Annotated in this window: 16 protein-coding genes; 10 read left to right on the top strand and 6 right to left on the bottom strand. The window is 72.2% G+C overall.

Going from position 1 to position 19,188, the window contains the following annotated elements:
* Positions 1 to 38: 38 nt before the first annotated feature.
* Entirely contained in the window at positions 39 to 1,541 is a 1,503-nt protein-coding gene (locus J8M50_RS44870; protein WP_010357709.1) for an acyl-CoA synthetase, read from the top strand.
* Here the strand turns inward: J8M50_RS44870 and paaK are convergent.
* A complete protein-coding gene (paaK, locus tag J8M50_RS44875) occupies positions 1,528 to 2,805 on the bottom strand; it encodes a phenylacetate--CoA ligase PaaK (protein ID WP_010357708.1) in 1,278 nt (425 codons plus the stop codon). The two genes, J8M50_RS44870 and paaK, sit on opposite strands and share 14 nt — an antisense overlap.
* Before the next feature lie 68 nt (positions 2,806 to 2,873).
* Between paaK and J8M50_RS44880 the strand changes: the two genes are divergently transcribed.
* Together J8M50_RS44880 and J8M50_RS44885 are read left to right on the top strand one after the other, a co-directional pair.
* Positions 2,874 to 3,719 carry an alpha/beta fold hydrolase gene (locus tag J8M50_RS44880; protein ID WP_029184366.1) on the top strand — a complete coding sequence of 282 codons (846 nt, stop codon included), beginning with the start codon at positions 2,874 to 2,876 and terminating at the stop codon, positions 3,717 to 3,719.
* 38 nt (positions 3,720 to 3,757) lie between these two features.
* A complete protein-coding gene (locus J8M50_RS44885; protein ID WP_029184365.1) occupies positions 3,758 to 4,438 on the top strand; it encodes an alpha/beta fold hydrolase in 681 nt (226 codons plus the stop codon).
* Here J8M50_RS44885 and J8M50_RS44890 read toward each other — a convergent pair.
* The gene (locus J8M50_RS44890) at positions 4,435 to 6,030 is read right to left on the bottom strand and encodes an acyl-CoA synthetase (protein ID WP_010357703.1); all 1,596 of its coding nucleotides are present in this window, start codon (positions 6,028 to 6,030) and stop codon (positions 4,435 to 4,437) included. The two genes, J8M50_RS44885 and J8M50_RS44890, sit on opposite strands and share 4 nt — an antisense overlap.
* A 169-nt stretch (positions 6,031 to 6,199) precedes the next feature.
* Here J8M50_RS44890 and J8M50_RS44895 point away from each other — a divergent pair, with 169 nt between their 5' ends.
* The 6 genes from J8M50_RS44895 (at position 6,200) to J8M50_RS44920 (ending at position 11,544) form a co-directional block, all read left to right on the top strand.
* On the top strand, positions 6,200 to 7,000 hold the full coding sequence (locus J8M50_RS44895) for a crotonase/enoyl-CoA hydratase family protein (protein ID WP_010357702.1): 801 nt from the start codon (positions 6,200 to 6,202) through the stop codon (positions 6,998 to 7,000).
* 16 nt (positions 7,001 to 7,016) lie between these two features.
* Positions 7,017 to 7,949 carry a Zn-ribbon domain-containing OB-fold protein gene (locus tag J8M50_RS44900; RefSeq protein ID WP_010357701.1) on the top strand — a complete coding sequence of 311 codons (933 nt, stop codon included), beginning with the start codon at positions 7,017 to 7,019 and terminating at the stop codon, positions 7,947 to 7,949.
* Positions 7,946 to 8,995 (top strand): thiolase family protein, encoded by a 1,050-nt coding sequence (locus J8M50_RS44905; RefSeq protein WP_010357700.1) that lies wholly within the window; start codon positions 7,946 to 7,948, stop codon positions 8,993 to 8,995. Before J8M50_RS44900 ends, J8M50_RS44905 begins: the two co-directional genes overlap by 4 nt.
* Positions 8,992 to 10,158 (top strand): thiolase family protein, encoded by a 1,167-nt coding sequence (locus J8M50_RS44910; RefSeq protein WP_010357699.1) that lies wholly within the window; start codon positions 8,992 to 8,994, stop codon positions 10,156 to 10,158. The genes J8M50_RS44905 and J8M50_RS44910 overlap by 4 nt, the downstream gene beginning before the upstream one ends.
* A gap of 107 nt (positions 10,159 to 10,265) precedes the next feature.
* Entirely contained in the window at positions 10,266 to 10,508 is a 243-nt protein-coding gene (locus J8M50_RS44915) for a DUF397 domain-containing protein (RefSeq protein WP_010357697.1), read from the top strand.
* 538 nt (positions 10,509 to 11,046) lie between these two features.
* Complete coding sequence (locus J8M50_RS44920) at positions 11,047 to 11,544, top strand: hypothetical protein (protein WP_010357694.1); 498 nt, start codon at positions 11,047 to 11,049, stop codon at positions 11,542 to 11,544.
* A gap of 18 nt (positions 11,545 to 11,562) precedes the next feature.
* Here J8M50_RS44920 and J8M50_RS44925 read toward each other — a convergent pair whose 3' ends face one another.
* Both J8M50_RS44925 and J8M50_RS44930 read right to left on the bottom strand, forming a co-directional pair.
* On the bottom strand, positions 11,563 to 13,485 hold the full coding sequence (locus J8M50_RS44925; RefSeq protein WP_010357692.1) for an N-acetylmuramoyl-L-alanine amidase: 1,923 nt from the start codon (positions 13,483 to 13,485) through the stop codon (positions 11,563 to 11,565).
* Positions 13,486 to 13,679: 194 nt separating this feature from the next.
* Positions 13,680 to 14,783 (bottom strand): aminoglycoside phosphotransferase family protein, encoded by a 1,104-nt coding sequence (locus tag J8M50_RS44930; protein WP_029184364.1) that lies wholly within the window; start codon positions 14,781 to 14,783, stop codon positions 13,680 to 13,682.
* 234 nt (positions 14,784 to 15,017) lie between these two features.
* Between J8M50_RS44930 and J8M50_RS44935 the strand changes: the two genes are divergently transcribed.
* A complete protein-coding gene (locus J8M50_RS44935; RefSeq protein ID WP_010357689.1) occupies positions 15,018 to 16,511 on the top strand; it encodes a DNA-binding protein NsdB in 1,494 nt (497 codons plus the stop codon).
* A gap of 29 nt (positions 16,512 to 16,540) precedes the next feature.
* On the opposite strand, the gene J8M50_RS44940 is transcribed toward J8M50_RS44935, so the two are convergent.
* Together J8M50_RS44940 and J8M50_RS44945 are read right to left on the bottom strand one after the other, a co-directional pair.
* On the bottom strand, positions 16,541 to 17,893 hold the full coding sequence (locus J8M50_RS44940; protein WP_223786438.1) for a SpoIIE family protein phosphatase: 1,353 nt from the start codon (positions 17,891 to 17,893) through the stop codon (positions 16,541 to 16,543).
* A gap of 267 nt (positions 17,894 to 18,160) precedes the next feature.
* On the bottom strand, positions 18,161 to 19,186 hold the full coding sequence (locus J8M50_RS44945; protein WP_029184363.1) for a Gfo/Idh/MocA family protein: 1,026 nt from the start codon (positions 19,184 to 19,186) through the stop codon (positions 18,161 to 18,163).
* Positions 19,187 to 19,188 lie beyond the last annotated feature (2 nt).

Consider the following 19,188-nt stretch of genomic DNA (forward strand, 5'->3'; position numbering starts at 1 on the left):
ACTTGACCAGTCAACGCGGCACACCCAGGATCACCCCCATGACGTCAGGACAGGCCAGCACCACGGTCGACGGGGTGCTGCGGCGCAGTACCGGCCGTACCCCGGCGCGTGTCGCCATCGAGTACCGCGACCGCACCTGGACCTACGAGGAACTCGACGACGCGGTCTCCCGCGCGGCGGCCGTGCTCCTCGGCGAGGGGCTCGTGAAGGGGGACCGGGTCGGCGCCTACGGGCACAACTCCGACGCCTACCTCATCGCGTTCCTCGCCTGCGCCAGGGCGGGACTGGTCCACGTCCCGGTGAACCAGAACCTCACGGGCGACGACCTCGCCTACCTGATCACCCAGTCCGGCAGCACCCTCGTCCTCACCGACCCCGACCTCGCGCACCACCTCCCGGACGGGACACGGCAGTTGGCGCTCAGGGACACCGACGGCTCGCTCCTCGACCGACTCGCCGCAGCGGCGCCGTACGACGGAGAGGGGGCGCGCGCCGAGGACCTGGTCCAGCTGCTGTACACGTCCGGGACGACCGCCCTGCCCAAGGGCGCGATGATGTCCCACCGCGCCCTGGTCCACGAGTACCTGAGCGCGATCGCGGCGCTCGACCTCAGCGCCGGGGACCGGCCCGTGCACGCGCTGCCGCTGTACCACTCGGCGCAGATGCACGTGTTCCTGCTGCCGTACCTCGCGGTCGGGGCGACGAACGTCATCCTCGACGCGCCCGACGGGGACCGGCTGTTCGACCTGATCGAGACGGGCCGCGCGGACAGCCTGTTCGCCCCGCCCACCGTGTGGATCGCCCTCGCGAACCGGGAGGACTTCACGGCCCGCGACCTCAGCGGGCTGCGCAAGGCGTACTACGGGGCGTCGATCATGCCGGTCCCGGTCCTGGAGCGGCTGCGGGAACGGCTCCCGAAGCTCGGCTTCTACAACTGCTTCGGCCAGAGCGAGATCGGCCCCCTCGCCATGGTCCTCGCACCGGACGAGCACAAGGGGCGGCTCGACTCGTGCGGGCGGACGGTCCTGTTCGTGGACGCGCAGGTCGTCGACGAGAACGGGCAGGAGGTGGCCGACGGAACGGCCGGGGAGATCGTGTACCGCTCGCCGCAACTGTGCGAGGGGTACTGGGAGAAGCCGGAGGAGACCGAAGCGGCGTTCCGGGACGGCTGGTTCCACTCCGGGGACCTCGCGGTCAGGGACGCGCACGGCTTCTACACGATCGTCGACCGCGTGAAGGACGTCATCAACACCGGCGGCGTCCTCGTCGCCTCCCGCCAGGTCGAGGACGCGCTCTACACCCAGGAGGCGGTCGCCGAGGTCGCGGTGATCGGACTGCCGGACGACCAGTGGATCGAGGCGATCACCGCCGTGGTCGTCCCGAGAGGCGAGACCACCGAGGCCGAACTCCTCGCCCACGCCCGCGAGAAGCTGGACCACTTCAAGGCACCCAAGCGGATCGTGTTCGTGGACGCGCTGCCGCGCAACGCGAGCGGCAAGATCCTCAAGCGCGAGCTGCGGGACACGCTCAACGGGGCCTGAGGTCCACGATCCTGCGGATCTTGCCGACCGACCGCTCAAGGGTCTCGGGGTCGACGACCTCCACGGTCACCGTGACGCCGATCCCGTCCTTGACGGCCGCCGTGATCGCCGCCTCCGCCGTACGCCGGTCCTCGGGGGTCGCGTCGGGGCGGGCCTCCGCGCGGACGGTGAGGGCGTCGAGGCGGCCCTCGCGGGTCAGGCGGAGCTGGAAGTGCGGTGCGACACCCGGGGTGCGCAGGACGATCTCCTCGATCTGGGTGGGGAAGAGGTTGACGCCGCGCAGGATGACGAGGTCGTCGCTGCGGCCGGTGACCTTCGCCATCCGGCGGAAGACGCGGGCCGTACCGGGGAGCAGCCGCGTCAGGTCACGGGTGCGGTAGCGGACGACCGGCATCGCCTCCTTCGTGAGGGACGTGAAGACCAGTTCGCCCTCCGACCCGTCCGGCAGCACCTCGCCGGTCAGCGGGTCGACGACCTCCGGGTAGAAGTGGTCCTCCCACACGTGCAGCCCGTCCTTCGTCTCGACGCACTCCTGGGCGACCCCCGGCCCGATCACCTCGGACAGCCCGTATATGTCGACCGCGTCGATCCCGAACCGCTCCTCGATCTCCCGCCGCATCGCCTCCGTCCACGGCTCCGCCCCGAACACCCCGACCTCCAGCGAGGTGGAGCGCGGATCGACGCCCTGCCGTTCGAACTCGTCGAGGAGCGTCAGCATGTACGAGGGGGTGACCATGATGACCCGGGGTTCCAGGTCCCGGATGAGCTGCACCTGCCGGCTCGTCATGCCCCCGGACGCGGGGACGACCGTACAGCCGAGCCGCTCGGCCCCGTAGTGCGCGCCGAGCCCGCCGGTGAACAGCCCGTACCCGTACGCCACATGGACGACGTCCCCCGGCCGCCCGCCCGCCGCGCGGATCGACCGGGCCACGAGGTCCGCCCACAGGTCCAGATCGGCCTGCGTGTACCCGACGACGGTCGGTACGCCGGTCGTTCCGCTGGACGCGTGCAGCCGCCGGACCTGTCGCCGGTCGACCGCGAACATCCCGTACGGATAGTGGGCCCGCAGATCCGCCTTCGTCGTGAACGGGAACCTCGTGAGGTCGGCGAGCGACTCGCAGTCCTCCGGCCGCAGGCCCGCCTTGTCGAAGGCGTCCCGGTAGAACGGCACGTTCTCGTACGCGTGCCGCAGCGACCACCGCAGCCGCCGCAGTTGCGTGGCCCGCAGCTCCTCGGCACCCATGCGTTCACCGGCGTCCAGCATCCGCCTCACCTCCGCACCTCCAGTAACACAGATGACCAGGGGCGGGACAAGGGGAGATGATCGGCCGCATGCCGACTTTCACCGCATCCGACGGAACGGAACTCGCTTACCACGTACGGGGTGAGGGCCCGCCCCTGATCGCCCTGCCGGGTGGCCCGATGGTGGCGTCCGAGTACCTGGGCGACCTCGGCGGCCTGAGTGCCCACCGCACGCTGATCCTCCTCGACCTGCGCGGCACCGGCGACTCCGCGACCCCGGCCGACCCGGCGACGTACCGCTGCGACCGTCAGGTCGACGACGTGGAAGCACTCCGCGCCCACCTCGCCCTCGACCGCGTCGACCTCCTCGCCCACTCGGCGGCCGGAAACCTCGCCCTTCTCTACGCTGCCCGCCACTCCGACCGCGTCTCTAGCCTCGCCCTGATCGCGGTGACCCCCCGAGCCCTCGGCCTCCACGCCACCGACGAGGACCACCTCACCGCCGCGCAGCTGCGGGCAGGCGAGGACTGGTTCGAGGAGGCGTACGCCAACCTGAAAGCCGTCCAGGCGGGGGAGAGCGCTCTCAGCCTCGAAGCGGTGGGCGGCTTCATCTACGGCCGTTGGGACGCCGCGGCCCGCGCCCACCTCGCCCTCATGGAGTCCCTGACGAACGACGAGGCGTCCGACCTCTTCCACACCCCGGCCGCCTACGACCCCCCGGCCACCCTGGCAGCCCTCGCCCGACTCGACGCCCCCGTTCTTCTTCTCTGCGGCGAGCACGACGGCGCCCCCGACCCCGGCCTCACCCACCGTGCCGCCGACCTCCTTCCACGCACCGAGGTCGCAGTCCAGCCCGGCGCCGGACATATTCCGTGGATCGACGACGCCGACTGGTTCGTACGCCGCGTCAACACCTTTCTGCGGTCGGCAGAGTGATCGACACCCCCGCCCCGCCCCCGGCTACCCTCCCCGCCATGCACACCGTCAAGACCAACGGCATCACCCTCGCCCACCGCACCTGGGGTCCCGAAGACGCCCCGCCCGTCGTCCTCCTCCACGCCCGCGGCCTCGACAGCGCGGACTGGACGCGGGTGGCCGAGCGCCTGGCGGCGGGCCCGCGCCGCGTCCACGCCCCCGACCTGCGCGGACACGGCCACAGCGACTGGCCGGGGACGTACGGGTACGAGGCGATGCGCGACGACGTCCACGGCTACCTCGAAGCCCTCGGCCTCATCGGCGCCGACCTGATAGGGCACTCCCTGGGCGGCGTCGTCGCCTACCTCCTCGCGCAGGAACACCCGGACGCCGTACGCCGGTTGGTGCTGGAGGACGTCCCCGTCACCGTCCCCCTCGACCCGCCCCGCCCACCCGCCGAACGCCCCGACGGCGACCTCCCGTACGACTGGGCGATGATCACCGCGACCGACGCCCAGCGCAACGCCCCGGACCCGGCCTGGCGGGAAGGCGCGGCGCGGGTCACCGTACCGACCCTCCTCATCGGCGGCGGCCCGACCAGCCTCATCCCCCAGGAGCAGGTCGCCGAACTCGCCGGACTCCTCCCCGACGCCCGCCATGTGACCGTCGACGCGGGGCACTTGGTGCACGCGACCCGGCCGGCGGAGTTCCTCGCGCACGTCGAGGAGTTCCTGGGCTAACGGTCCGCCTCCCCGGCGACCTCCCGCGCCCACCGGTAGTCCGCCTTCCCGCTGGGCGAGCGCCGGATCGTCTCGGCGATCACCAGCTGCCGGGGGACCTTGTACCCGGCGAGGCTGGCCCGGCAGTGGGTCTGGAGCGCGTCGAGCGTCAACCCGGCGGAGCCCGGCCGGAGTTGGACGACCGCCGCGACATGGTTGCCCCACGTCGCGTCGGGCACCCCGGCCACCAGGGCGTCGTACACGTCCGGGTGGGCCTTCAGGGCCTGTTCGACCTCCTCCGGGTACACCTTCTCCCCGCCCGTGTTGATGCACTCCGACCCCCGGCCCAGCACCACGACCACCCCGTCCTCGTCGACGGTCGCCATGTCGCCGAGCAACACCCAGCGCTCGCCGTCGAGTTCGAAGAACGTCTCGGCGGTCTTCGCGGGGTCGTTGTAGTAGCCGAGGGGGACGTGCCCGCACTGGGCGACGCGGCCCACCTCGCCGGGGGCGACGGACTCATGCGTCGCCGGATCGACCACCCGGGTACGGGAGTTGACCCGGACCCGGAACCCCTTCTCGGGCCCGGAGTCGTCCGTCGCGGTGCCGTTGAAGCCGGACTCGGAGGACCCGAAGTTGTTCAACAGCATGGTGTTCGGCAGGAGTTCGCCGAACCGGCGGCGGACGGTGTCCGAGAGGATCGCGCCGGAGGACGAGACGCTGAACAGGGACGAACAGTCGGTGTCCCGGAGCGGGCCCGACAGGGCGTCGATCAGGGGGAGGAGCATCGCGTCGCCCACCAGGGAGATTGCGTTGACCTTCTCCTTCGCGACCGTCCGCAGCACCTCCTCCGGCACGAACTTCCGGTGCAGGACGACCCGTTGGCCGAAGTTGAAGCCGATGAACGCCGTCAGGGTCGAGGTGCCGTGCATGAGCGGGGGAGTGGGGAAGAAGGTGATCCCGGGCGCCCCGGCGGCGACCCGCTCGGCCAGCTCCTGAGGCTTCTTCACCGGCTCCCCGGTCGGCGCGCCCCCGCCCATCCCGGAGAAGAACAGGTCCTCGTGCCGCCACAGCACGCCCTTGGGCATCCCGGTCGTACCGCCGGTGTAGATGATGAACACGTCGTCGGCGGACCGCGCGGGGAAACCCCGCGAGGAAGACCCCTCGGCATCGGCGAACGGGGTCCCCAACTCCCCCTCCCCGACCCGCAGCAGCTCCCGCACCCCCGGCGTCCGGGGCAGCACCGCCCGCACCCGGTCCTCGAACTCCCCGTCGAACACCAGCCCGGCGAGGTCCGCGTCCCGGTACAGATACGCCAACTCGTCCTCGACGTACCGGTAGTTGACGTTCACCGGCACCAGCCGCGCCTTGAGGCACCCCAGCGCCGCCTGGAGGTACTCGACCCCGTTGTACAGGTGCAGCCCGACATGCTCACCGGCCCGCAGACCCCGCGCCAGCAGATGATGCCCGATCCGGTTGGCGGCGGCGTCCAACTCGGCGTAGGTGAGCCGCAGTTCCGCGCCGGTGCCAGGATGGTCGACGTACACGAGTGCCTCGCGGCCGGGGACGACGTCCACGACCGACTCGAACAGGTCGGCAAGGTTGTACTCCACCGTTCCTCCCCACCTCGGCTCGCCGGTCATCAGAGCAAAGGCGGCGGCAACTGGGAAGGCTCACGGCAGAGAAATCTGACTGACTGTCAGAAAGTCGCCGGTCGCCCCTTGAAGTGCCCACCGGGCTCCTGCAACCTGTTCCCCCGAAGGCTCAGGAGGGGAAAGTGCCATGAGCGGTACCGAACACCTCACAGTCCGGCGCGAGGGCGCCACCCTCGTCCTCACACTCAACCGGCCCGAAGCGAAGAACGCCCTCTCGCTGCCCATGCTCGTCGGCCTGTACGACGGCTGGATCGAGGCCGACGAGGACGACGGCATCCGCTCGATCGTCTTCACCGGCGCCGGCGGCACCTTCTGCGCCGGCATGGACCTCAAGGCCCTCGCGGGCAAGGGCATCGACGGCGAGCACTACCGCAGCCGCCTCGACGCCGACCCCGACCTCCACTGGAAGGCGATGCTCCGCCACCACCGCCCCCGCAAACCGGTCATCGCTGCCGTCGAGGGCCACTGCGTCGCGGGCGGCACCGAAATGCTCCAGGGCACGGACATCCGCGTCGCGGGCGAGTCCGCGACCTTCGGCCTGTACGAGGTGAAACGCGGCCTCTTCCCCATCGGCGGATCGACGGTCCGTCTCCAGCGGCAGATTCCCCGCACCCACGCCCTGGAGATGCTCCTCACCGGCCGCCCCTACACCGCCCGCGAGGCCGCCGCGATCGGCCTGATCGGACACGTCGTCCCCGACGGCACCGCCCTGGAGAGAGCCCTGGAGATCGCCGAACAGGTCAACGCCTGCGGCCCGCTCGCCGTCGAAGCCGTCAAGGCGTCCGTGTACGAGACCGCCGAACTCACCGAGGCCGAGGGGCTCGCCGCCGAACTCAAGCGCGGCTGGCCGGTGTTCGCGACCGCCGACGCCCAGGAAGGCACCCGCGCCTTCGCCGAGAAACGCGCCCCCGTCTACAAGCGGGCCTGACCGAAGGACCACCACCGTGCTCAAGGCACCGCTCGTCGTCGAGTTCCCCTTCACCCGCTCCCTCGGCCCCGTCCAGAGCGCCTTTCTCACGGGCCTGCGCCAGGGATACGTCCTCGGCGTGCGGACCCGCGACGGCCGTACCCTCGTCCCGCCGGTCGAGTACGACCCCGTCACCGCCGAGGAGATCCGCGACCTCGTCCACGTCGGCCTCACCGGCACCGTCACCACCTGGGCCTGGAACCCCGCCCCGCGCCGTGGCCAGCCGCTCGACACGCCCTTCGCCTGGGTCCTGGTGAAGCTGGACCAGGCCGACACCGCCCTCCTGCACGCCCTCGACGCCCCCGGCCCCGACGCCGTGCACACCGGCATGCGCGTCCGCATCCGCTGGGCCGACGAACGCGTGGGCGCCATCACCGACATCGCCTGCTTCGAGCCGGACGACCGCGAGGAGTCCGTGGTCGGTGTCCACGTGGGCGAGTCCGAGAACCCGGTCACCGGCATCGTCGCCCCCGCCCGCCTCGACTACACCTACTCGCCCGGCCGCGCCCAGACCGCGTACATCGCCGCCCTCTCCGAACAGCGCACGGTCGGCGAACGCTGCCCCCGCTGCCGCAAGGTGTACGTCCCCCCGCGCGGCGCCTGCCCCACCTGCGGCGTCGCGACCGCCGAACAGGTCGAGGTAGGACCGGCCGGCACGGTCACCACCTTCTGCGTCGTCAACATCAAGGCGAAGAACCTGGACATAGAAGTCCCTTATGTCTACGGCCACATCGCCCTCGACGGCGCCGACCTCGCCCTGCACGGCCGGATCGCGGGCATCCCGTACGACCAGGTCCGCATGGGCCTGCGCGTCGAACCCGTCTGGACGGAAGGCGCCCGCTACCCCGACCACTACCGGCCGACCGGCGAACCCGACGCCGACTACGACACCTACAAGGAGCTGCTGTGACCCGGGACATCGCGGTCGTCGCCTTCGCGCAGAGCGACATCCGGCGCACCACCGAGGAGTCGTCCGAGGTCGAGATGCTGATGCCGGTCCTGCACGACGTCCTGGACCGCACCGGCCTCACGACGCCCGACATCGGCTTCACCTGCTCCGGCTCCTCCGACTACCTCGCGGGCCGCGCCTTCTCCTTCACCCTCGCCCTCGACGGAGTCGGCGCCTGGCCGCCGATCGCGGAGTCGCACGTCGAGATGGACGGCGCCTGGGCGCTGTACGAGGCGTGGGTCAAACTCCGTACGGGCGACGCGGATACGGCGCTCGTCTACGCGTACGGCAAGTCCTCGCCCGGCCACTTGAGGGACGTCCTCACCCGTCAGCTCGACCCGTACTACGTCGCCCCCCTGTGGCCCGACTCCGTCGCGCTCGCCGCCCTCCAGGCGCAGGCCCTCATCGACGCGGGCGACACCGACGAACGCGAACTCGCCGAGATCGCCGCCCGCAGCAGGCGCGCCGCGACCCTCAACCCCCATGCGCAGAACCGGGGTTCGCATCCGCAGGGCGAGTACGTGGTGGCGCCGCTGCGGCACGGCGACTGCCCGCCGATCGGGGACGGGGCCGCCGCCGTGATCCTCGCTGCCGGGGACCGGGCGCGTGAGCTGTGCGACCGGCCCGCCTGGATACGCGGCATCGACCACCGCATCGAGGCGCACTCCCTCGGCGTCCGCGACCTCACCGACTCCCCGTCGACACGCCTCGCCGCCGAGAAGGCCGGCGCCTTCGAACGGCCCGCGGACACCGCCGAGTTGCACGCCCCGTTCAGCTCCCAGGAAGTCGTCCTGCGCAAGGCGCTCAAGCTCGACGACAGCGTGCGCGTCAACCTTTCCGGCGGGGCGCTCGCCTCCAACCCCGTGATGGCCGCCGGGCTCATCCGCATCGGCGAGGCCGCGACCCGCGTGCACCGCAGCGAGGCCGACCGGGCGCTCGCCCACGCCACCTCCGGGCCCTGTCTCCAGCAGAACCTGGTCGCCGTCCTGGAAGGGGATCCGCGATGAGCAAGGAACCCGTGGCCGTCGTCGGGATCGGCCAGACCAAGCACGTCGCGGCCCGACGGGACGTGTCCATCGCCGGGTTGGTCCGGGAGGCAGCCCAACGGGCGCTGGCTGACGCCGAGTTGACGTGGGCCGACGTCGACGCCGTCGTCATCGGGAAGGCGCCGGACTTCTTCGAGGGCGTGATGATGCCCGAGCTGTATCTCGCGGACGCGCTCGGCGCCGTGGGGAAGCCGATGCTGCGGGTGCACACGGCGGGGAGCGTCGGCGGGTCAACTGCCTTGGTGGCGGCGAGCCTTGTGGCTTCGCGCGTCCACGCGACCGTCCTCACCCTCGGGTTCGAGAAGCAGTCCGAGTCCAACGCTATGTGGGGGCTGTCCCTGCCGATTCCCTTCCAGCAGCCGCTGCTTGCGGGGGCGGGCGGCTTCTTCGCACCGCACGTGCGCGCCTACATCCGGCGCAGCGGCGCTCCCGACACCATCGGCTCGCTCGTGGCGTACAAGGACCGGCGCAACGCGCTCAAGAACCCGTACGCCCATCTCCACGAGCACGACATCACCCTCGACAAGGTCCAGTCCTCGCCGATGCTGTGGGACCCGATCCGCTACTCCGAGACCTGCCCCTCCTCCGACGGGGCCTGCGCGATGGTCCTCACCGACCGTACGGGCGCGGCGCGTTCGCCCCGGCCGCCCGCCTGGATGCTGGGCGGCGCGATGCGCAGCGAACCGACGCTGTTCGCGGGCAAGGACGCGGTGTCGCCGAAGGCCGGGCAGGACTGCGCGGCCGACGTGTACCGGCAGGCCGGGATCGCCGATCCGCGCCGGGAGATCGACGCCGTCGAGATGTACGTGCCGTTCTCCTGGTACGAGCCGATGTGGCTGGAGAACCTCGGCTTCGCCGACGAGGGCGAGGGCTGGAAGCTCACGGAGTCCGGGGTGACCGAACTCGACGGCGACCTCCCCGTCGACATGTCCGGCGGCGTCCTGTCCACCAACCCCATCGGCGCCTCCGGCATGATCCGCTTCGCGGAGGCTGCCCTCCAGGTGCGCGGGCAGGCCGGGGAACACCAGGTGGACGGTGCGCGCAGGGTGCTGGGACATGCGTACGGCGGCGGCTCCCAGTTCTTCTCGATGTGGCTCGTCGGAGCCGAGGCGCCCACGTCCTGAGAGCCGAAGCGCACGGCTCCCGAAAGGTACGGCCGACGTGCTCTGTCGGGGCCCGGAGCCGATCGCTAGGCTGACCCGCGGACGACGGAACCGGGAGGAGCACGGACGTGGCCGAAAGCACCATCCAGCAGCAGCCGTTGGCGGGCTGGGAGAAGCCGGACCTGGACCTGAGCGAGGCCGAGTGGCAGCCGGGCAGCAAGGGCCTGGGGGATGTCCAGATAGCCTTCGTCGAGGGCTTCATCGCGATGCGCAACAGTGGCCGCCCCCAGAGCCCGTCCATCGTCTTCACCCCCGCGGAGTGGGGAGCGTTCGTCTCGGGCGCACGGGAAGGCGAGTTCGACCTCACGTGAACGCCGGGCCGGGGCGGCTTCCCGCCCCGCACCCCGCGCTCGGCCCTGCCGAGGGCAACGCGAACCACGTCCGGCTTGCGGCCCGGTGCCGGACGAGGGGTGAGGCGGGGCGGAAGCTGAGACGGGGTGGGGTGGGGCGAAGGCATGAGACGGGGCGCCGCAGCCGGTTCCGGGCCGAAAACCGTGGCCGGGTCGAGGACTGCGGCGGGGCCGGGAGTTGAGGCCGGGCGGAAGTTGCGGCGGGGCCTGGAGCTGAGGCGGAGCCGGGAGTTGCGGCCTGGCGGAAGTTGCGGCCGAGCGGAAAAGCCGCAGTCGGCCCGCACCTCGCCCGGAACCACCCCCGCCGGAACCACCTCGCCCAGAACCACTCCGTCCGGAACCATCCCGTCCGGAATCACTCCGCCACCTCCCCGCCGCCCCCGCCCTGCGAAACCCCCGGCGGGCCCTGTACCCGTGCTCCACCACCAGCCGACCCTCGCTCCACCACCATCCGACCCGCGCTCGGCCACACACCCCCGCCACCCCGTACGATGGCCGTATGTCGTTCCTCCGCCGCCGAAGCGCAACCCCCGCCGGCCCCGATTTCGACGTCCTCGCCATGGATCCGGGCGACTGGCCCGGCAACCTCGGCGCCGGCCTCCTCCCCGCTCCCGACGGCACCTGCCAGGGCGTCTTCCTGCGCTACGACCTCTTCGGCGGGCGCGGCCCCGCGATGATCATCGGCAACCTTCCCGAGGGCTCCCCGGCCCGGGACACCGCCGACGGCGAGATCCCCTTCGAGGTCGCCCAGCTCCTGCTCGCGCTGGAGAACGACGAGGAGGTCACCGTCACCGGCACCGAGGACATGCCGGTGATGCAGGGCGACAACCTCCTCATCGTCCGGCGCCTCAAGCTCTCCGAGAGCCGGATCTCCTGCGTCCAGTTCGACCGCAGCGACAACGTCCTGGTGACCATCGCCGCCTGGGACCGCCCCATCACGGACGACCTGTACGCCCTCCTGAAGCCGCTCCCGGCGGAGCTGTTCCAGCAGGGCTGAGCCCTTCAGAAAAGAGCCTCAGCCCCGGAGCGACGGCACGACGTCCACATCGGCGGCGCGCACGTACGCGACGCGATGGCCGTACTGGATCTCGTAGTACATGTCCTTGCCCACGACCACCCTGTGCGAGTCGGTGGCGAAGGTGACCGCGTAGTAGTACTCACCGGGCACCTCGCCGCCGACGACGTACGACTGCCCGGCGGGCAACGTGTACGACAGCGGCGACACCGCCTGGACCGGGACACCCTTCGGATACGCGGACGCCTCCGGATAGGCACGCCCGTACACCGGCACCGACGCGCGGCCCGCCTTCGCCCGGGCGACCAGCCCCGCCGCGTGCACGGCCGTCGCATGCTTGCGCGGATTCTTGAACCACGCCTTCTGCCCCAGGTACCAGATCGCCGTCCAGTCACCGGAACGTCCCGCGACCGCGTACTGCTGCCCGGTGGAGACCCGCGAGGAGAGGTCGTTGACGCCGGTCGTCGGTTCCGTACCCCGCCCGATGTCCTTGACCAGCGGATACGTCTCACCGGGGCCGGTGTACAGGCGCACCTCGCTGGACCCGTGGTCCGCGCAGGGCTGCCCCTTCGCCACGCAGTCCATGTACGTGGGCCGGTTCGCGCCGTACGAGGGGCGGATCGTCACCAGCCCACCGTGCCCCTGCGCCGTCGCCTTGATCGGCGCCTTCAGCAGCTCGAAATAGTGCCGCCAGTCCCAGTACGGACCCGGGTCGGTGTGCATCCCGGGGACGTTCGCGGTCGTCGGACCGGGCACGTTGTCGTGGCCCAGGATGTGCTGCCGGTCCAGCGGTACGCCGTACCGGTGCGCGAGGTAGCGGACCAGGCGGGCCGAGGCGCGGTACATGGCCTCCGTGTACCAGGCGTCGGGCTGCGCGAGGAACCCCTCGTGCTCGATGCCGACGGACGCGGTGTTGATGTACCAGTTCCCCGCGTGCCAGGCGACGTCCTTCGTCTTGACGTGCTGCGCGATGTGGCCGTCGGTGGAGCGCAGGGTGTAGTGCCAGGACACGTACGTCGGGTCCTGGACCATGTTCAGGACGCCCTCCCAGGAGCCCTCGGTGTCGTGGACGACGATGTACCGCACCGGCTGGGACGCCGGGCGGTTCGCGAGGTCGTGGTTGCCGTAGTCCTTGTCGCCGAACTCCTTGTACGGCGCCGGGATCCACTCGCAGGACACGTCCCTCGGACACTCGGTCCCGGCCGTCACCGGCTGCCGCAGCCCGGCGCGCGCCAACTGCCGCTCGTCCGGCGCCAGTCGAGGCTGAGCGTCGAGGGCGACGAGCTGACCGGCGTCGGTGGTCCGCTCCTGACCGGCACGCAGTACGTCGTACACGTCGTCGGCGTACGCGGCTGCCGTCGCCGTGTCGTCGGCGCCGGAGAAACGGGCCACGGCGGCGTACCACTCGGCGGGGTCGGTGCTGAGAGGCTCACCGAGGGCGCGCTGAGCTGCGGCGAGGAGGGCCGCGCCGCCCTCGATGTTCGCGGCGGGGTCGGTGCGGAGGGTCTCGGGGGCGAGGCCGGTGAGGGCGGCGGCGCGGGCGAGGGTGTGCAGGCGGGGGGCGTCGACGCTCTGCGCGAGAACAGCCGCCGGGCGCAGCACCGGACGCGCCGAGTCCCCCCGGGGATCCTCCTCGCCCTCGCTGTGGTGCGACGCGCCCGCGAGGGCCGTGCCCGCGTCCGTCAGGTGCATCGGGCCGTAGCCGCCGGTGACGCTGGGCGCCCCGGCGTGGTCGTCCCAGCGGGACTGGAGGTAGGAGACGCCGAGCAGGACGCTGCGCGGGACCCCGTACTCGGCCGCCGCCGCGTCGAACGCGCGTTGCAGGGCGAGCCGGGACGCGCCGGACTCGTGGGGCGGGGCGGCGGCCAGCAGTGGGAGCAGCAGGGCTGCCGAGGCGACGGCCTGGGGGATACGTCTGGGCAATGCGGCCTCCGGTGGGGGGATCGCGCGGGCCGGACACGTCTGTGCCTACCGGCTCGCTGACGGTCCGTCAATCATGCCCGGGAGGAGGCGATCCCCCTTGTCACAGCGCTACCCTGCGCGTTTCGCCGCCGGACGTGCTGAGGGCCTGCGATGCACCGCCGCTCTGGCGCACCGCAGGCCCTCGGTCCATGGGGTCAGCGCGTGCCGACCGCCGCGCGTACCGCTCGCCGTGCCATCTGGCTGTCGTCGTGCAACCGCCGCAGCAGCAGGCGCTGTTCCTCGCCGGACGGCAGGGAGCCGTGCGCGGGCGCCGGGTCGTTCAGGGCGCGCTGGGCGGCTGTCTCGTACGTACGGATCTCGCGCGTCAGGACCAGCATCAGGTTCACCAGGAACGCGTCCCGGGAGGCCGGGCCCGCCGACTGGGCGAGCTGGCTGATCTGGCGGCGGGCGCCCGGCGCGTCCGCCAGGACCGACCACAGCACCGCCAGGTCGTAGCCCGGCAGGTACCAGCCGGCGTGCTCCCAGTCCACCAGGACCGGGCCCGCCGGGGACAGCAGCAGGTTGGAGAGCAGCGCGTCCCCGTGGCAGAACTGCCCCATCCCGCCCCGGCCCGCCGACTGCGCGATGCCGTGCAGGAGCTTCTGGAGGTCGCCGAGGTCACGGTCGGTCAGCAGGCCGAGTTCGTGGTAGCGGGAGATCCGGGCCGCGTAGTCGAGCGGCGCGTCGAACGCACCCGCCGGGGGCCGCCACGCGTTCAGCCGGCACACGGCGGCCAGCGCCGCCCGGATGTCCGTGCGCGGCGGCGCCTCCACCGGATGCCGCGTCAGCGCCGCGACCCGGCCCGCCATCCGCTCGATGACCAGGACACAGTTCTCCGGGTCCGCCGCGATCAGCCGGGGCGTACGCACCGGCGGACGCTGCCGGACGAACGTGCGGTACGCGGCTATCTCGTGCCGGCCGCGCTCCGCCCACACGGGGGAGTGGTCCAGCAGACACTTGGCCACGGCCTGCTTGCGTCCGGTCGTACCGGCGAGGAGGACCGACCGGCCGCTGCGCCGCAGCACCTGCACCGGGGCGAAGTCCGGGCAGATCCGGTGCACCGAGGCGAGCGCGGTGCGCAACTGGGCGCCCTGCGGGCCCGAAAGGTCCAGTCTGCCGCTGAGGGGTGGTGTCCCGGCGCCCGCCGGCCTGCGCTGCCGCACCATGCCGGGGGCGACGGGTGCGAGGTAGGGGCCACCACCCTGGCGGGGGTAGACGGGCCGGGGCGGCGCGGACACGGAGGACGATGCTGCGTACATGGGCGAGACAGATCCCTTCGTGTGCCTGCGAACTAGGTGCGCCGCCCGGCCCGGTCACCCAGGTGCACCCTGGGGAGTGTCCCGGGACGACCGGGTCGGGGTGGCGCTTTCCTACCTGACACCCGATCGGCCGTGGCACACCACGTGGCGGACCCTGGCGAAGCCTGGCGAATAGTCGCCCGGCAACCACGGCGCGGCTACTGTCGACCTCAGCCGAGAACCTGGGGGCTTGACGTGAGCGGAGAACCCAACACCCGACTGTCGGACCTGTTCGGCCTGGCCGGCTGGTCCAAGGGGGAACTCGCGAGACTGGTGAACCGGCAGGCGGCGGCCATGGGCCACCCCCAACTGTCCACCGACACCTCGCGGGTGCGGCGCTGGATCGACACGGGAGAGATCCCGCGCGATCCCGTACCGCGGGTGCTGGCGGCCCTGTTCACCGAGCGTCTCGGCCGTGTCGTGACCATCGAGGACCTCGGTCTGGTCCGGCACGGGCGCCCGGGGAAACGGCAGAGCGGCGGGAGCACTGAGCGTCCCGACGGGGTTCCGTGGACGCCCGACCGGACGGTCGCGTTCCTCACCGAATTCACGGGAATGGACCTCATGCTCAACCGACGCGGCTTGGTGGGCGCGGGCGCCGCGCTCGCCGCGGGCTCCGCACTCAGCAGCGCCATGTACGACTGGCTGCACACCGACCCGATCCTGTCCGCCGACGCTCCCGTCCTCGACCACCCCCTGAACGCCGACCCCATCGGGTTCGACCGCTACGAGGCCGCCCCCATCGGGGCCGAGGAGATCGAGGCGCTGGAGCGCTCCGTGGAGGTGTTCCGCGCCTGGGACGCCGCCCGGGGCGGGGGACTCCAGCGCAAAGCGGTGGTGGGACAGCTCAACGAGGTGGGCGGCATGCTCGCCTACCGCCATCCGGCACACCTCCAGCGCCGCCTGTGGGGTGTCGCCGCCAACCTCGCCGTCCTCGCGGGCTGGATGTCCCACGACGTCGGCCTCGAACCCACCGCCCAGAAGTACTTCCTGATCGCCGCTCACGCCGCCCGCGAGGGCGGGGACCGGCCCCGCGCCAGCGAGGCGCTGTCGCGTGCGGCGCGGCAGAAGGTGCACCTGGGCGAGCCCGGCGAGGCGCTCGACCTGATGCGGCTCGCCCAGTCCGGCGCGGGTCCCGAGACCCTGCCGCGCACCCGGGCCATGTTCCACACCGTCGAGGCGTGGGCGCAGGCCGCCGAGGGCAAGGGGCAGGCCATGCGCCGCACCCTCGGCAAGGCGGAGGACCTGTTCGCCTCCGCCCGGGACGACGGGCCCACGCCGAGCTGGATGCAGCTCTTCAACGAGGCCGACCTGTACGGCATGGAGGGCCTCGCCTACCGCACCCTCGCCGAGCACGATCCGAGCGCGGCGGCCCAGGCGCAGTACTTCGCCGACAAGGCCCTCGCGCTGCGGGACGACACCCAGCAGCGGTCCAGGATCTTCGACCACCTGTCGATGGCCTCGGCGCTGTTCATCGCGGGGGACGCGGAGCACGCCCACTACTACGCGCGGGAGGCGCTGTCGTCCATGGGCGCGAACTCGTCGCTGCGGACGTGGGACCGGCTGGGCGACATGTACCGGCTGACCGGGCCGTACGCGAAGGTGCCGAAGATCGCGCAGCTGCGGGAGGAGATCAAGTCGGCGTTGCCGAGGGCGAGGGGCGGGAGGGGGGCGGTGGTGTCGACGTGAGGGTCATTCCCGGTGTGATGATCTGACCGTCACGGCAATATCCTCGCCGCCAGTACGCACGCCGAGTCCTCGCCGGTGTGGGGTTCGGCCGCCGCCTCGGCCGCCTGCTGTGCCGTCCTCGCCTCCACGAGCCGGGAGGTGAGGACGGGGCGGGCGTCCGGGTCGGTGTGCAGGAGGAGGAGGTCGCCCGGTTCGAGGAGTATCTCGGACGGGCGGTGCACAGCGCCCGGCGCGGCGCCGAGGAGGGCGCCGCCGGGCCCGGTCAGGCGCCGCCCGGCGCCGCCCCGGACCAGCAGCGGGGCGCAGGGGCCCGCCTGGGCCCAGGTGAGGGTGCGGGTCGCGGGCCGGTAGCGGCAGTAGACGACACCGGCGAGCGCGGGCCGTTCCCCCGCGCCGAGGAGCTGCCCGAGTAACCCGAGCAGCCGCCCGGGCTCGGTGCCGGCCAGCGCCATCCCGCGCAGCGCGCCCAGCAGCATCGTCGCCGTGGACTCCAGCGTCTCGGCGTTCCCGGTCAGCGAGCCGACCGTGAACACCGTGTCGCCGCCCGGCAGTTGGACCGAGTCGAACCAGTCCGCGCCGATCGGGACACCGTTCGCCGCGGGCAGGTGCAGCCCGGCGACATCGAGTACGGCGGGTGCCTGGCGCGGGAGCCGCAGGGAGCCGCACCAGGGCGGTGAGGCGGCTCCCCGCGACTCGACCGCGAGCCGTGCCTCGGTACGCGGACGCGGCCCGCCGCGGCGGAGCGAGTCACGGGTCTCGGTCACCGCCCGCTGGCTGCGCCGCAGTTCGCTGACGTCCCGCAGCACCGCCCACATCGAGGCGGTGCACCCGTCAGCGCCGAGCACGGGCTCGCCCATCAGGTGCACGGTCCGCACCTCGCCGCCCGGCCGTACGACGCGGAACTCGCCGTCGATGGGCCGTGAGTCGATGAGGCAGTCCGTCACCATCGCCGTCAGCTTCGGCCGGTCCTCCTCCAGGACGAGCGACGGAAGCTCGTCCAGCGTCAGCGCCGGGGCCGCCGGATCGCGGCCGAGGATGCGGTGGAACTCCGCCGACCACACCGCCTCGTCCGCCATCAGGTTCCACTCCGCGCTGCCGACCCAGCTGAGCAGGGAGGCGCGCCGGGGAGCGGTCGGCGCGGCCTCCGCTGCCCCGGGAGGCCCGTCCCGCAACTGGGCCAAGTGCTCGTCCAGGTCGCTGAGTTGGTGCAGCGCCAGGTCGTACAGCGCGCGCTGCCACAGGTCCGCAGGATCGCAGCCGGTGGGGCGGGTGCCCCGGCGTACCGCGGCCACGTCCCCGCGCAGCTGTCGCGCCTGCGATATCAGCGCGTCGACCGGTCCTGGCCGGTCGGCTGGATGGTCCGCGGAGAGAGGGGACGGCATGACGCACTCCGATGCGGGGACGGTTCGGCCGGGGTTGCCGAACGGAAAGGCCGTTACGACTGTTGCACAGCGCGCGACGTCGTGTAAGGGATTTGGCAACACACCTTGAGGTGATGCGCTCGGCATATGCCACCGGCCTCCCGGACGCCTTTCCGGGCTACCGGCGGGTACACCTCACGCCCTTCAAGTCGTAGACGCGGCACGGGAGTTGCCGGTTGCATCGCGGCAGCACAAGGGCCTCACCCGGGTGTTCGAACCCCGTACGCCCTATCCCGTCGCACCGGCGTACAGCTCCGGCCGCGCGGCGAGTTCCACGGCCACCCGCCCGCCCCCGCGCAGCGACCGCACCCCCGCCTCGGCGACCGCCGACGCCGCGTACCCGTCCCACACCGAAGGCCCGGTCACCCGGCCCCGCCGGGTCGCGTCCACCCACGCGCGCACCTCACGGTCGTACGCGTCCGCGAATCGCACCACGTAATCCTGCGGCACCTCCGTCGCCGCCGCGCCCGACACGGTGAGCAGCGGGCCCTGGTCGTCGCCGATGCGGGCGCTGCCGTGCTCGCCGACCGCCTCGCAGCGGACCTGGTAGCCGGAGCGGCAGTTGACGAACACCTCGACGTCCACGAGGGCGCCGCCGGACGTCTCGAACACCACGAACTGCGGGTCGACCAGGCCCTCGGGAGCCTGCGCCGACGGGCGCGGGCGCAGCACCGTCACCGCCGTCAGCTCCTCGCCCAGCAGCCAGCGAGCCGCGTCGATCTCGTGCGCCACCGAGTCCTCGACCAGCATCTCGCTCGTGAAGAACGACGGGGAGGCCGCGTTGCGGTGCACGCAGTGCAGCATCAGCGTCCGGCCCAACGTGCCTGCGTCCAGTACCGACTTGAGCCGCAGGTATCCGGCGTCGTAGCGCCGCATGAACCCCACCTGGGCCAGCCTGCGCCCGAGCCGCGCCTCCGCCTCGACGACCCTGAGGGCGCCCGCCGGGTCCGGCACCATCGGCTTCTCGCACAGCACCGGCAGGCCGCGTTCGAACGCCGCGAGCAGCGCCGCTTCGTGCGCGGGGCCGGGGGAGGCGATCAGGACGGCTTCGACGCCGGGTGCCTCGACAGCTGCCTCGGCCTCCGCGTGGACGGTGACGCCGTCGATCCCGGCCGCCGCGTCCTTCGCGCGGTCCGTGTCCGGGTCGGCGACCGCGACGACCCTTGCGCCGCTGACCACTTGGTCCAGCCGCCGTATGTGGTCCGCCCCCATGTGACCGGCTCCTAGCACGGCGACACCCAGCAACTCCGACACGT

It is taken from the genome of Streptomyces acidiscabies, assembly GCF_020010905.1.
Classification (GTDB): Bacteria; Actinomycetota; Actinomycetes; order Streptomycetales; family Streptomycetaceae; genus Streptomyces; species Streptomyces acidiscabies.